The sequence below is a fragment of the Acetitomaculum ruminis DSM 5522 genome (genome assembly GCF_900112085.1).
GTDB classification, from domain to species: domain Bacteria; phylum Bacillota; class Clostridia; order Lachnospirales; family Lachnospiraceae; genus Acetitomaculum; species Acetitomaculum ruminis.
The window spans coordinates 1-14,919 of sequence record NZ_FOJY01000012.1 but is presented as its reverse complement, the minus strand read 5'-3'; the positions used below and the strand labels follow the sequence as shown (position 1 = coordinate 14,919).

The window sequence follows — 14,919 nt, the reverse complement described above, 5'->3', positions numbered from 1 at the left end:
ATATAAGACTACAACTAAGGAGAACAATTAAATATGAGTATTATAAGCACCTATGTACTGCCACATGCTCAGGCTTTGATACCTGAAATATCGAAAGATAGAATTTCAAAATTTGAGGCAACAACAATATCTTACAATGAAATAGCTGAGAAAATTGCAGCTATTGAACCGGAGACAATAATCATCATTAACTCTCACGAAGCAGTTTATGGTGATTATTTCCATATTAACAACAAAGAATGTGCAAGTGGAGATTTTTCAGCATATGGGGCCGGTAATGTAAAATTTAGTTTTGACTATGACACCGAGCTTGTAAAGGCTATTGAAAATATCTGCCTTGAAAAAGATTTTCCAGCTGGAACAGAGGGCGAGGATAAACCTTTAAGCCATGGTATCATGGTTCCCCTTTATTACCTTAATAAATACATTAAAAATGAATACAAAGTCGTTAGTATAAGTATTTCCGGACTTGGAAACTCCATTCATTATAAATTCGGTCAGCTTATCAATGATGCAGTTGAAGCGACAGGAAGAAAAGCTATTGTTATTGCCAGCGGTGATTTTTCTCACAGGGTAAAAAAAGATAGTCCTTTTGGATACCACAAAAACGGGGCACTTTATGACGGTCTTTTAACTACAGCTCTTAGAAAAACGGACTTTTTAAACCTTTTCGGTTTTGAGGATGATATGGTTTTGGCAGCTACAGAATGTGTTCTTATGCCAATTACCATTATGGCAGGTTGCCTTGATGGAAAAAATCCTGTTCCGGATTTTAAATCCTATGAGGCACCTTTTGGCATAGGTATGTGTGTATGTGGATTTACAATTGATGATTTTGAAGAGAATGATTCTACAAGAAGATTTTTGAGGATATTAAACGAGCGCATTTTAGATGGCGTTGACAGAAAGATTGAAAATGCTCCAAATGCTATTAAAATTTCCATGATTACTCTTCAGACTTTGTTGACCGAGGATCGTATTATAGATGCCAATGAACTTCCAAAAGAAATTACTGATCCTCTTATTAATGACCATAACGGAGTATTTGTTTCATTTAAAATCAATAAAAGGGCAAGAGGCTCTATGGGAAGTTTCACAGTAACCACATCAAATGTTGTTACTGAAATTATCACTATGACTGTGGCTGCTGCAAGCAATGATTTGCGTTTCAAACCTATTACTTTAGAAGAACTTGATGCCATAAGTGTTACAGTTGATATTATAGAACCATTAGAAAGCATTCAGTTTTTAAATCAGGTAAATCACAGAAAACATGGTCTTTATATTGAAAAAGACGGAGTTATAGGTCTTTGCCTTCCAAATGCTCAGGATTTTAAATCTTCAAAACAAATGTTAGAAATCGCTTTAGCAGAAGCAGGATTTAAAGAAGATGATGATTATAAGATGTATCGATTTGATACCATGAGATTCACTCTTTAATATTTTATAAATATAACACAATTCCCCTTAAACATCTTACTGTTTAAGGGTTTTTTATTAAAGCAAACAAACCAAAAGGAACCCTTTTTAATAATAATTACATATAAAAGAGGTTCCCTTTAGTTTTTACATTTCTTTCTTCTATTTACGTATCATAGCCCATATGCTATTAGTTTAAGTTCACTTGGTCACGCTTTTTAATAAACAAACTTAAATTAACTTTTTGTCCCTTTTTGCTTAAAACAAGCTGTTTTAAATAAGATTTTCTCCTGTTTTTATGTTCTTTTACCACTCCTTATTAACAAAACCCTAATTAAAAAACCTTCAATTATATTATCGACATAGTTTTTAAAATCTTTCTACTTTTTTATAATTTTATTAGTTTTGTTTATCTTTTTGCAATTTATTTCATGGGATTTAACCATTTTTAACTAATAAAACTCTTTCTAAAACTTTAAAATTGTTGATTTATATATAATTTCAGGAAGAAAGTACCGAAGTATCCTTATTTCTTCCCAAACATGCCCTGTTTGTAGGAACCGTTTATTTTTTCTGTTATTGTTACTTCCTCACTGTAGGAATCTCCTATCGACAAGGTATAAGTTTCCTGAGATAGCAGTTTTGAAGATGAATATATCAATGCCGCAAAACTTTTATCCGGACTTATTTCTTCTATTACATTTCCTGAGGAATCTTTTATTGTAATGGTTGTTTTTACGTCATAGTTTTTTTCAAAGGTCATTGCAATGGTATATTGACCTGAATCATCTGATGGGGCCTCAAACATTCCACTGCTTCCTGTAGCTGCTATACTTCCACCATTAATTAGTAAATTTCCTGAATAATCTACAGCTGTATTTCCATCATTTTCCGGACCTTCGACTATTGTATTTCCACCATTTATTTCTATCGTTCCATTGGAATCTATACCATCACCACCTGAGGAGATTTTTAAATTCCCTCCGTTTATATAAATATGAGCTTTTTCTGAAACCTCTTCAAATCCTCCTCCAAAGGATTTTCTATTTTTCATATCAAATTCATCTGTTGTGGAAGCTGATGCTTCTGCTGAATTTAATCCATCATCAGTAGCTGTAATATTAAGCTCTCCATCATTAATTGTTATTACTGTAGCTTCAAGCCCTTCATAGGATGCGGTTACGGTAATATCCCCCTTTTCAACTACAAGATTTTCGTCTGCGTGAATGCCGTCATCTCCTGATGCTATTTCAAATGTACCTCCATTTATTGTAACATTGATATTGGAATGAATAGCATCATCATTAGATTCAATACTAAAGCTTCCCCCTTCTATGATTACATCAGTTTCTGCCTGAATTCCATCTTTTGAACATTCTATTGAAATATCTCCTCCGGTAATATAAATATATCCTTTAGAATCATCTTCTGAATTTGTGGCTTTTATTCCATCTTCTTTTGAATTAATAGTTATTGTGCCATCTTTAATTGCCACTTTATCTTTACCGACAATTCCATTGCCAGCTGTTGTAATGCTAATTTTTCCACCCAGAATCTGAATATCATCTTTTGACTGAATTCCATTTTTGTAATTGGCTTTTACACTAAGGCTTCCGCTTCCGTTAATAATCAAATCATCCTTGGAAAACACAGCTGCTTTTACATCTGTGTTTTCATCACTTCTTGTAGAAGAATCCGTAAGGGAATTTTCAGTATCCGGCGCCAGGGTTATAACAAGATTTTTTGCACTTTGACAATTTATAACTGCACCGTCCTTGCTGGTAAAATTCACATTGTTTAAAACCAATACCACATTTTCTTCATCAGAGCTGTTTACTAAAATATTTATATCTTCTGACTCTCCAGATATTATGTAGGTTTTACCGGCGGTGATCTTTAATTCATTATTGCTATACTCTGCTCCCTCACCATCTATATTAACTTTATTATCTGTAACTACTATTGTGGTTGCACCATCTTCATCATAAGAACCCTCTGATAACTTATCAGAAAATTCGTCATCAATTACTACATTACTTACCTTGGTCACTTCCTCACTGTCTGAGGAAGAAGTAGTCATATCATTGTTTATTTTTGAACATCTGCTAACGGATAAGGTAAGAGCTATAATACATAACACTACCAAAAAGCCCTTTATATATTTATTTTTCATTTTAATCATCCCTTCAAAATTAATTATTTTTACTGATAAATAATTTTTGTTATCCTGTATTTTCCCGTTAAGAAAACATTAAAAACTGCCTGGTTGATTATTTATATTTATAATTTAAACTATTTTTTTTGAATATAACATCAGGAAATTATGATTGTTTTCTGAATTGTTTTTATATATTACCTTCATTTCCTGTGATAAACTCCCATTAAAGCAGGTTTTTGAGCATTAAAAAAGCACTGTTATCTTTTCATGAAAATCAGATAACAATGCTCCTTTTTATGCATCTTCTAAAACACTATCAATTACTTCAATTGCTTTATCATCATCAAAATTATCCAAAGCTTTTATGGCTGATTGAACCTGAACTCTTAATGAATCACTAATTTCTAAGCCCAGAATTTCTTCCAATTTTTTAAGCGCCTGTTCACTTTCCATATCATCCAGACTTTTTTTAGCCATTTTGATATACTCAATTGCAATTTCCTCTTCATTAACCTTTGAAGAAGTCTTTTTAGCAAAGGTTTCCACCATCGTTTCGTAAGTGCCCTTTGAAATATCCGCATTTTTCCAGTTTTCACCGTTTTTTTCATTTTCCTCAAGATAAATCCTTCTTTCCATAGGTATACTCTTTTCAAGAACATCATATAGAGTATTCTGATCTATTGGTTTTGCTATAAATGAATTAAATCCATTTGCCAAGAACATTTTTTTAGCTTCCGGCAGGGTATTGGCAGTAAGAGCAACCATTTCTCCTGAATATCCCATTTTAAATATTCTTCTGGCCGTTTCCACACCATCCATTTCCGGCATCATATGATCCATAAAAATTATGTCAAAATCGTTTTCATTACATAGTTCAATAGCCTGGGCGCCACTTTCAGCAAGGGAAATATTCAAATCATAAATTCCCATAATACCCTCGGCGACTTTTCGATTTATCTTGTTATCATCAACTACTAAAACTTTAGTTGCCGGAGATTTAAACGGTTTCCTATCCTCATCTACCTGTTCCTCACGCTTTACAGGATTTAATGCTATTGGCCTTTCATCTACAACCTGCTGTATAATGGTGATTGTAAACCTACAGCCTTCCCCGTTTTGATTAACATTGTTTTCAACTATAATATCCCCGTCCATTAATTTGGCGAAGTTCCTTGAAATATTAAGGGTTAAGCCAATTGATTCAACCTTACCGTACTCATCTGAATTAAACTTCAAATAATTATTGAATACTTCATTGACATCAGAAAAAGGAATGCTCTCTCCGCTGTTTTCTATTACAAAAATCAGCTGAACCTTATCATCTCCCAGCAATTCATAATCAACACTTAAGCTTACAAATCCGCTTTCTGTATATTTTATTGAGGCATCAATAAAGCTTGTTATGATATTTTGAACTCTTCTACTGTCACCATAGAGTTTAAAAGGCATTTCATTGTTGATTTTTTCTTTGAATACAAGACCTTTTCTTGAGGTTTGAAAGAAAGTCATGTTTTCTATGTCTTTAAATAAAATCTGAGGATAGTAATTATCCTCCACAAGAGCCATTTTACCTGACTCTATCTGGGAAAGTTCTAAAATATCATCAAATATTGTTACAAGGTGTGTAGAAGCATTTTTTATATCTACCGCAAGGTTATAAACCTTTCTACCCACACTTTCCTCTATAATAAGGTCGCTTAAACCTATTATTGCATTCATAGGAGTTCTTATTTCATGGGAGATATTTGATAAAAATTCCTTACTTTGATTTTGTTTTTCCTCCGCCTCTTCTTTCATGCTGACAATCTGGGATACAAATTCATACATTTTTGTAACTTCAAAAAACAGCAGATTATATCCTCTTTCCACATTATTGTCATCAAAAATCGGATTTATATGTACATCATAGTATCTTCCGTTTATTTTTAACTCGTTGAGGTTTTTGTTTTCAAAAATGTCACTTTTAAGTTCCGGAATATCAAATACCTTTTCTTCAGTCTGCATACTCTGCAATTTCGGAAAAATGCTTAAGGCTGCATTATTATAGCCCCTTACATACCTGTTTTCATCTATAATAATCAAGGCATCATCCATATTATCGATGACTCTTTCCTTAGCAGACGAAACCACATCAAAAAGGTCATCTTTATCCATTATATAATTTACATAATATACGGAAACTAACAAAGTTAAAGGCGTCGGGTCATAGCTTCCCAGAATTTTTGATGAATAAAAAATTACGCACAGGAAAGGTACAAATGAAGCAGAAATTACTACTCGCATTAAAGATAATCTTTTCTTTTCCACATAAGGATTATTCTTTCTAAAGAGATAGTAACATCTGATACATGCGCACAGATTTATAAACATTATAAAGAGAAATATATAAAATACAGGGCCATAACTCAATTTAACATGAGGCATGACTCCATCACTCACATATGAAGCGTCAAGATAATACAGATGGGTGACATCATTGCTTAATATAACAGCCAAAACCATACAAAGAGAGCCAAATATTAACCTTTTTAAACTTTTTGCAACTTCTAATTTACAAAAATGATACATAAAGAGCATAAAAAGATAGCCTGTCCAAATAGAGCCAAAATACTCAACTCTTATTGCCTGCAGGGATAATTCAAGATTTTTGGAAGTCATTTCCAAAATAAATCCAAAATTTTGAATTATTACGCAAATGTCGGCAATTATCATTAACTTTCTTTCATATGATTCCTGTTTTGTCACCATGCCGGCAACCTGCAAAAATATAAGAAATATTGCGATTGCATGTATCACTACTACAGCATCTACTATCATAGTTTTCACTCTCCATAAAAGTTTTTATATGTTACCTTATTATATTTTATTTATCGTATATATATTATTACGGCTAAACTAAAATTTTTCCTGTATAATTTTGCGTAATCGGACAATTTTTTTGTAAATTAAAAATCTGTCCTTATAAACAAATACAGGTATCTTAAGAATGCATATTATATGCACCAAAAGATACCTGTTTAAATTCGCTATTTTCTTAAAGCAATTGTCTTAAACAAGACTTTTTTCTACTGCTTCAAGAATTTTTTCAAGATCATCATCTGTATGAGATGCGCTTAAGAACATGGCTTCAAACTGAGAAGGAGCCACATAAATACCGTTTTTATACATAGAATCAGCATATTTTGCAAATTTTTGAGTATCTGCTTTTTTAGCTGATGAATAATCTTTTACTTCTTCTCCTGTAAAAAATATACTTGCCAAAGAACCAATATTATTAACTGTATATCCTAAGCCTTTTCTCTCAATAATTTTCTTAATCTCTGAGTAAAGTGTATCTCCGGCTTTATTCAATTCAGTATATATATCGGGACTTTCTTTCAATATTTTTAACTGGGTTATGCCTGCTGCCATGGCAACGGGATTTCCACTTAAGGTACCTGCCTGATAAACTGCTCCTACAGGAGAAACCATTTCCATTATTTCTTTTCTTCCACCGTAGGCACCTACAGGCATTCCTGCTCCGATTATTTTTCCGTAGGTAACCAAATCAGGTTTTATTCCGAAATACTGGCTTGCTCCTGCCACGCCAAGTCTAAAGCCTGTAATAACTTCGTCAAAAATCAAAAGAGCATCATTTTCATCACAGATTTTTCTAAGTCCTTCTAAAAATGATTTTTCTGGAAGAACAACTCCCATATTTGCTGCAACAGGTTCGATAATAATTGCTGCAATCTGACCCTCATTTTCTTTAAATAGTTCTTTTACGCTTGAAAGGTCGTTATAGGTTGCACTTAAAGTATCTTTTGTACATCCCTTTGGAACCCCTGCAGAATCAGGAACGCCTGCCGTCATAACTCCTGAACCGGCTTTTACTAAAAGGCCGTCACTATGTCCATGATAGCATCCGGTAAATTTAATAATTTTATCTTTTTTAGTGAAACCTCTGGCAACTCTTATGGCGCTCATAACCGCTTCTGTTCCGGAATTCACCATACGAACCATATCCACACAAGGGACAATTTCACAAATAAGCTTTGCCATTTCAACTTCGATTTCAGTTGCAGCTCCAAAGCTTAAACCGTCTTCACAGGCTTTAAAAACTGCTTCCTTTATTCTTTCATCGTTATGACCTAAAATCATTGGTCCCCATGAGCAGATTAAGTCAATATATTCATTTCCATCTACATCATATATTTTGGAACCCTTGGCTTTTTTAATAAATATAGGTTCTCTGTTTATACTTCCAAAAGCCCTTACAGGACTGTTTACACCACCTGGTATATATTTTATCGCCTCTGAAAAAATTTCTTTAGATTTACTCACTATCCAATTCTCCCTTCATCGATAAGTTTTGCAACTTCCTCTGCAAAATATGTTTCATAAACATTGGTTCCTGCTCTGAAAGCACTTACCGCCATCTCTGCAATTATCCTGTCTTCTTCAATAAATCCGGCTTTTGCAGCTGCTTTAACCATGGAATACTCTCCACTTACACTGTAGGCAGCTACAGGAAGGGTAATCTGATTCGAAACTTCTCTAACAACATCCAAAAATGACATTGCCGGTTTAACCATAATAATATCTGCTCCCTCTTCAACATCTAAAATTGCTTCTTTTACGCCCTCTTTAATGTTGTGAAAATCCATTTGATAGGTTTTTCTATCCCCGAAAGACGGGGCTGAACCTGCTGCATCTCTGAAAGGTCCATAAAAAGCAGAAGCATATTTTACGGCATAGGACATTATAGGAATATTTTTATAATTATTTTTATCCAAAATATCTCTGATGGCTGCCACTCTTCCGTCCATCATATCTGACGGTGCCACCATATCAGCACCTGCCTGAACTTGTGAAAGTGCAGTTTTAGCAAGAAGTTCCAAAGTTTTATCATTATCAACATCTTCACCACAAAGTGCTCCGCAATGTCCATGAGAGGTATATTCACACATACAGACATCTGTAATAAAGTACATTTGTGGATATTTAGGTTTCACGGCCTCCAAAGTTCTTTGAATAATTCCATTTTCCGAAAAAGCAGCACTTCCCACTTCATCTTTATCTTCATCATTAGGAATTCCAAAAAGCATAAGACTTGTAACACCGGCATCTAAAAGGCTTTCTATTTTACCGGAAATTGTATCTATGCTATAACGATATTGTCCCGGCATAGTAGGAATTTCCTCTTTTACATTTTCACCTTCTTTAACAAAAATCGGATAAACAAGTGAAGATTTATCTATTCTTGTCTCTCTGACCATTTTCCTTAAAATCTCATTACTCCTTAATCTTCTTGGTCTTTTAATCATAACTATCTCCTTTTAAACATTATTGCGACATTTCTATACAAAGCTCGACTAAACTGTCTATGGTAGCTTTCTTTGAAACAAAAGTTGTCATATTGAAAGATTTAGCCGCTTCTTCGGTTTGCTTTCCTATGCATAATGCCTTGACTTTTGAATAATCCTCTAACTTAACCATTTCCACAAAACCTTTTACGGTGGAAGCAGATGTAAAGCATACATAATCTATATTTCCGGCTTCAATTTCTCCGGCTACATCAACTATTCCGTTTGTTTCATATTTTGTGTCATAAACTGCAATATCATCTATATGAGCATTGGATTCTTCTTTAATTCCCTCTACAATCTCAGATTGTCCTATCTTTGCTCTTGGAATAAGAATTTTTTCTGTATCTTTAGCATGTTTTCCTATTTCTCTTCCTAAATGAAGTCCATCAAATTCCTTTGGCATAATGGAATTTAATACGCCATGTTTTTCTATTTCTTTAGCCGTTCCTGAACCAATGGCTGCAAAATAAGCCTTAACATCCCTTACATCTATTCTTAATTCCTTTAATTTTTCAAAAAATACTTTAACTCCGATAACAGAAGTAAAGGCAATGTAATTATATTGTGAAACATTTTTTAATGCTTCTTCAAATTCTTTGTTTTCTTCCATAGGAATGGTCTTAATGGAAGGAATTTCAAGAACCTCAGCGCCGTTTTTTCTAAGCATTGCTGTCATTTTAGAAGCTCTGTCTCTTGGTCTTGTAACAATGATGCTCTTTCCAAAAAGAGGAAGCTTTTCATACCATTCAAAGTCATTTGAAAGATTACATACTTTTCCAACAACAATGATTCCCGGAGGATCAATTCCTATTTCATTTACCTTATTTTCAAGACTTTCCAAAGTTGCAACAATTCTTTTTTGTCTTGATGTAGTTCCCTTTGAAAGAACTGCTGCAGGCATGTTAGGATCCATTCCCGCATCCATCAATCCTTTTGCAATATCAGAAAGTGCTTTAATTCCCATTAAAAATACAAGTGTTCCTTTTGTATTTACCAGGGCCTTAAAATCAATATTGTATTCTTCACCGGCTTTTTTATGTCCGGTTATGATATGAAGAGATGACACATAATCCCTGTGGGTTACCGGTATACCATTATAAGCTGGAACAGAAATAGCAGAAGTTATACCAGGTACTACTTCAAAAGCAATATTGTTTTTTGAAAGAAGCTCTAGCTCTTCTCCTCCTCTTCCAAAAAGGAAAGGATCTCCTCCTTTTAACCGAACAACATTATTTCCCTTTTGGGCCTCTTCCAAAAGAAGTTCATTCATCTTATACTGAGACATAGTGTGGTCTCCTGATCTCTTTCCCACATCTATACATCTTACATCAGAAGGTATCATGGAAAGAATAGCTCTTCCGACAAGGGCATCATAAACTACCACATCTGCTTCTTCAAGCACTCTCTTAGCCTTTAATGTCAACAATTCTGCATCTGATGGGCCGGCTCCCACAAGCCATACTTTTCCCTGTTTCATATCTATATTATCCTCCTATCTGCCCTGAAGGGACATCCAAATCCAAATTAAAGTGATTATAAATTCCACTTTTATTTATTATTAATTTTATCCTTTAACTCTTTTGCAAGTTTTATACCAAGTTCTTCTGCTTCTTTTACATTTCCCAAAACTTTTCCGGTTACATAATTTCTATCATCTTCACTATAGTAAAGCCCGCTTAATGATAGTTCATCTCCGTCAATAATGGCATGTGCAGCAATTGGAGAACTGCATCCTCCGTCAAGATATTTTACAAAGGCTCTTTCAGCTGTAGCCGCATAGGCAGACTTTTCATCATTAAAGTCTTTAAGATAGGAATAATCTTCTCCGATTCTTCCCTGAACCGCAATAATCCCCTGTCCGGCAGATGGAATCATTTCTTCAGTGGTAAAATATCTGCTTATTCTATCTTCAAAGCCCAGTCTTTTAAGACCTGCTGCTGCCAGTATCAAGGCTGAGTACTGGCCTTCATCAAGCTTTCTAAGTCTTGTTATTACATTTCCTCTTACACTTTCAAAAGTAGCATCCGGAAATATTTTTTGTAATTGCAGGGTTCTTCTTAGAGATGAACATCCGATAGGTTTATCATTTTCCCACTTTGTAACTCCTTTAGGAAGAACAAAAACATCCCTTGGATCTTCTCTTTTTGAAAAGGCAATAAGAGGAAGTTCATCAGGAACCTCCATAGGCATGTCCTTAAGAGAATGTACTGAAAAATCACTTTTTTTCTCCATTAAAGCCTTATCAAGTTCTTTAACAAAAAGCCCTTTTCCTCCGACTTTGTCCAAAGTCCTATCTAAAATAATGTCACCGGTTGTTTTCATAGTAAGCATAACAGGCTCAACATTTTCATTGTGCTCTTTTATAAAATCCATAACCATTTCTGTCTGAATAACCGCAAGCTTACTTTCCCTGCTTCCTGCTGTCACTTTTCTCATATCTAATCCTCAACTTCTATTATTCTTTTTCTTCCTGTAAAAAAGATTTTATCTTTTTTGTGTATTCTTTTGCCCCTTTGTGATCTTTTCCTCCGGCATTTATGCCAATTACTATATTGTTTTTTCTGGCAATACCCGGAAAATGAAAATCACATTTCAAAAAATCCGATGAAACATTTATAATAATGTTTTTTTCCTTACATTCTTTGTATATATCGTCATTTACCGATAAATTATCTGTAGCTGCCAACACAAAAAATTCATCTTTTAATTCACCTTTTTTATAGGGTCTTTCTTCATATGAAATCAGTTTTTCCTTTGACAATCCTAAAACTGTCTCATTGGCAAAAGGTGCTATAACGGTAATATCTGCTTCAAAAGACAAAAGTGTCTTTATCCTCCTAGATGCAATTTTTCCGGCACCGAATACTTTTATTTTCCTGTCTTTTAAGTCCACAAACATGGGGAAAAAACTGTTATTTTCATTCATTAGATTTCTTCTTCCTTGTACATTTTTTCGATGGCCTGGCTACATTCTCTGAAAGTTTCTATGCTTACATTATCCCTTATTTCAAACATAATCTTATTTATAACCTTTGCCGAAGCTTTCAAAACATTTTCTTTTATTATTTCATTTTCTTTTTCTGTAAGTTCTAATTTTTTAATCGGTTTTTCTATCCTCAAAAAAACATCTTTACCTGCCATTTTTCCAAGAGATTGAACTACGGGAATAATATCCCTACACTCATACCAGGAAACAAACTCCTGGATTTCTTTTTGAAGAATCATATTTACTTCTTCTAACTGCTCCTTCATGGCATCTGTTTGAAGATCCACTTTAAAACTGTCAATATTATAAAGTCTGATTCCGTTTAATCCCTTAATTCTTGGGTCGATATCCCTTGGCACAGCCAGGTCTATCATCATTTTGACATTTCCGGTGCCGCTTTTTTCAAGTTCTTCCAGTTTAATGGTAGTATTAGGACTTGCTGTGGCACTGACAACAAAATCGCACTCCGGAAGATATTCCATACGATCACCATAATTAATTCTTTCACATCCGTCAGGAATCATAACCACGCCACTTTTATACTGTCTGACAGTAACGGTAACCTTAGCCCCTTCATCTCTCATGGCCTTTGCGGCAAGCTTGCCCATTTCTCCATTGCCGATTACAAGACACTTTGCATCTTTAAATACAAATTTATGTTTTTTTGCCATTTTAATGGCCTCATTGATAGCCGAATAATTAGCAGTAGAGAAATGTACATTCGTTTTTACCTTCTTGGCAGAAGTTATAGCCATTCTAAAAAGAACCTCTAATACATTATCTGTACAATAATGTTCCCTGGCCATTTTTAATGCATCCTTTACCTGGGTTATAATCTGGTCTTCTCCCATGATTTTTGATTTCATACCGCAGGTTAAATTATAAAGGTGATCCACAGCTTCCATTCCTTTTCTACTTATGAAGAAGTTATGGTATTTGGAGCTGTCAACCCCTTTAAGCTGACACAGCTTTTGATAAATGGAGACTTCAAATCCTTCTTCAAAGCTGATCCATATTTCCATTCTGTTGCAGGTAGAAATAATTACGCAACCAAGTACACCATCTACTTTCACAAATTCTTCAAGGGCTTCGCCACATTCTTTTTTTGTAAATGAAAACAGTTCACGATAGGTAACTGAAGCTGCACTATGGTCAATACCCAGCATTTCTACGTTCATGTTTTTACCTCCTAACAAATACCTGTCCCTTATAAAGACACCCGGCTAAAGAATAATGAAAATTATATCATTAATTTTTATAACATACAATATACCCCGTTAGGTATTTCAGGTTAAAATTGCCGTTTTTTTAGGCTTCATTGTAATTATATATTGACTTTCATTTGAAATCGTGTTAACATCTATTGATGCTTTTAACTATTTATTAACTTTTTTTTAAAATTTCATTAATTTTCACAGGAGGTTTGATAACAATGAGTATCAGAGAGAAGAAATTTTTAATTTCTGTTTCTGTGTTTGCTTTAGCTGTAGGTATTATGCCTGTTGCTAATGCAATGCACATCATGGAAGGTTACCTTCCAGTCACATTCTGTATTGTATGGGGAGTTATTTGTATTCCATTTTGGGTTGCCGGTTTTATGTCCATTAAAAAGACCCTTAATGAACACAAAAAAGCTATCTCTATCCTAGCTATCTCAGGTGCGTTTATTTTCGTAATTTCATCATTGAAAATACCGTCAGTTACAGGAAGCTGTTCACACATGACAGGAACAGGTCTTTCAGCTATGCTTTTTGGACCTGCTGCAACAAGTATTCTTGGTGTAATAGTTCTTCTTTTCCAGGCTATCTTATTAGCTCACGGCGGACTTACATCACTTGGTGCAAACACATTCTCAATGGCGATTGCAGGACCTTTCTTATCCTATGCAATCTATGTAATCTGCAAAAAATTAAAAGTTAACAAACATGTGGGAATTTTCCTTGCAGCAAGCCTTGGTGATCTCTTCACATACTGTGTAACAAGCTTACAGCTTGCTTTAGCATATCCTGCTGCAGATGGCGGATACGCAGTATCTGTTGTTAAATTCCTTGGTGTATTCGCACCTACACAGGTTCCGTTAGCAATCGTTGAAGGACTTTTAACAACTGCTATTATCATGGGACTTGAATCATATGCTAAAAACGAACTTACTGACATTGGATTTATGACAAAGGAGGCCTAGTTTACTATGAAGACATCAAAAACAGTAGTAATTTTATTAGTTCTTGCAGTTTTAATTGCCATAGTACCTTTCTTTGCATTAAAAGGTGCAGAGTTTGGCGGCTCTGATGACGCAGGAAGTGAAATGGTTAACGAAATAACAGGTACAGAATATGAAGCATGGTTTACACCTGTTCTTGAGCAATTCATCGGTGGAGAACTTCCAGGTGAAATCGAAAGTTTATTATTCTGTATTCAGACAGGTATCGGTGTTGGTATTATCGCTTTCTTCATCGGTAAATTCTCCGAAAGAAAAAGAATCGAAACCAAACTTGGTAAAGAGATTGAATAATTACTAAAATAGAATTTTTGTTTTTATACTAATTGCAAAATCTGACTATTTATGTTAAAATAAAAAAGCTTTATTTGACATAATAGTCAGATTTTGCGTATATAAGGAATAATATTAAACAATTGGAAGCTAGAAATTATAATTCACACAGGATAATTGTTTTTTCGATTATGCTTATGAACAATTTCTAGCACTATTTTTATGAGGTGACAAACTATAAATAGTCAAGTGATTTTTGAATAAATTTTAATTAAGTAAAAATTGCATGACAAATAAACCATCTGAATACACCGTATTTCAGATGGTGCAGTAGAAATAGTTATTTATGTCAGCGAAGTGAGGTAGATACAAAGTCAGTGTTCTGCCTCTCCAATGCAAAAATGACTCTGACTAATTTCTTCGTGACATGTGAAATGGCAACGCGATGTGGCTTTCCCTCAGATCGCTTCTTGGCATAATAGGTTGCGAAAGTCATATCAAACCGGATAAGTGGCAG

General features: G+C 34.3%; 11 protein-coding genes. 3 read left to right on the top strand and 8 right to left on the bottom strand.

Annotation, left to right across the window (positions count from 1 at the left end; genetic code table 11):
- The first annotated feature begins 33 nt into the window (after positions 1-33).
- A complete protein-coding gene (locus BM153_RS08750) occupies positions 34-1,440 on the top strand; it encodes an AMMECR1 domain-containing protein (protein ID WP_092872818.1) in 1,407 nt (468 codons plus the stop codon).
- A gap of 505 nt (positions 1,441-1,945) precedes the next feature.
- On the opposite strand, the gene BM153_RS08745 is transcribed toward BM153_RS08750, so the two are convergent.
- From BM153_RS08745 to hemA, 8 genes are all read right to left on the bottom strand, one after another.
- Complete coding sequence (locus tag BM153_RS08745; protein WP_177205627.1) at positions 1,946-3,592, bottom strand: carbohydrate-binding domain-containing protein; 1,647 nt, start codon at positions 3,590-3,592, stop codon at positions 1,946-1,948.
- Between the two features lie 279 nt (positions 3,593-3,871).
- Positions 3,872-6,394, bottom strand: coding sequence for a response regulator (locus BM153_RS08740; RefSeq protein WP_092872814.1), 2,523 nt, complete (start codon positions 6,392-6,394; stop codon positions 3,872-3,874).
- Positions 6,395-6,625: 231 nt separating this feature from the next.
- Positions 6,626-7,900, bottom strand: a complete 1,275-nt coding sequence (gene hemL, locus BM153_RS08735; RefSeq protein ID WP_092872812.1) for a glutamate-1-semialdehyde 2,1-aminomutase — start codon at positions 7,898-7,900, stop codon at positions 6,626-6,628.
- Positions 7,900-8,889 carry a porphobilinogen synthase gene (gene hemB / locus BM153_RS08730; RefSeq protein ID WP_177205633.1) on the bottom strand — a complete coding sequence of 330 codons (990 nt, stop codon included), beginning with the start codon at positions 8,887-8,889 and terminating at the stop codon, positions 7,900-7,902. Before hemB ends, hemL begins: the two co-directional genes overlap by 1 nt.
- A gap of 13 nt (positions 8,890-8,902) precedes the next feature.
- The gene (cobA, locus tag BM153_RS08725; RefSeq protein WP_092872808.1) at positions 8,903-10,402 is read right to left on the bottom strand and encodes a uroporphyrinogen-III C-methyltransferase; all 1,500 of its coding nucleotides are present in this window, start codon (positions 10,400-10,402) and stop codon (positions 8,903-8,905) included.
- A gap of 71 nt (positions 10,403-10,473) precedes the next feature.
- Entirely contained in the window at positions 10,474-11,361 is an 888-nt protein-coding gene (gene hemC, locus BM153_RS08720; RefSeq protein ID WP_092872806.1) for a hydroxymethylbilane synthase, read from the bottom strand.
- 19 nt (positions 11,362-11,380) lie between these two features.
- Complete coding sequence (locus BM153_RS08715) at positions 11,381-11,851, bottom strand: precorrin-2 dehydrogenase/sirohydrochlorin ferrochelatase family protein (protein ID WP_092872804.1); 471 nt, start codon at positions 11,849-11,851, stop codon at positions 11,381-11,383.
- The gene (hemA, locus tag BM153_RS08710) at positions 11,851-13,089 is read right to left on the bottom strand and encodes a glutamyl-tRNA reductase (RefSeq protein WP_242949104.1); all 1,239 of its coding nucleotides are present in this window, start codon (positions 13,087-13,089) and stop codon (positions 11,851-11,853) included. Before hemA ends, BM153_RS08715 begins: the two co-directional genes overlap by 1 nt.
- 254 nt (positions 13,090-13,343) lie before the next feature.
- Here hemA and BM153_RS08705 point away from each other — a divergent pair, with 254 nt between their 5' ends.
- Both BM153_RS08705 and BM153_RS08700 read left to right on the top strand, forming a co-directional pair.
- Positions 13,344-14,093: an energy-coupling factor ABC transporter permease gene (locus BM153_RS08705; protein ID WP_092872802.1), complete on the top strand. Its 750-nt coding sequence runs from the start codon at positions 13,344-13,346 to the stop codon at positions 14,091-14,093.
- 6 nt (positions 14,094-14,099) lie between these two features.
- Positions 14,100-14,423, top strand: a complete 324-nt coding sequence (locus BM153_RS08700) for an energy-coupling factor ABC transporter substrate-binding protein (protein ID WP_092872800.1) — start codon at positions 14,100-14,102, stop codon at positions 14,421-14,423.
- Positions 14,424-14,919 lie beyond the last annotated feature (496 nt).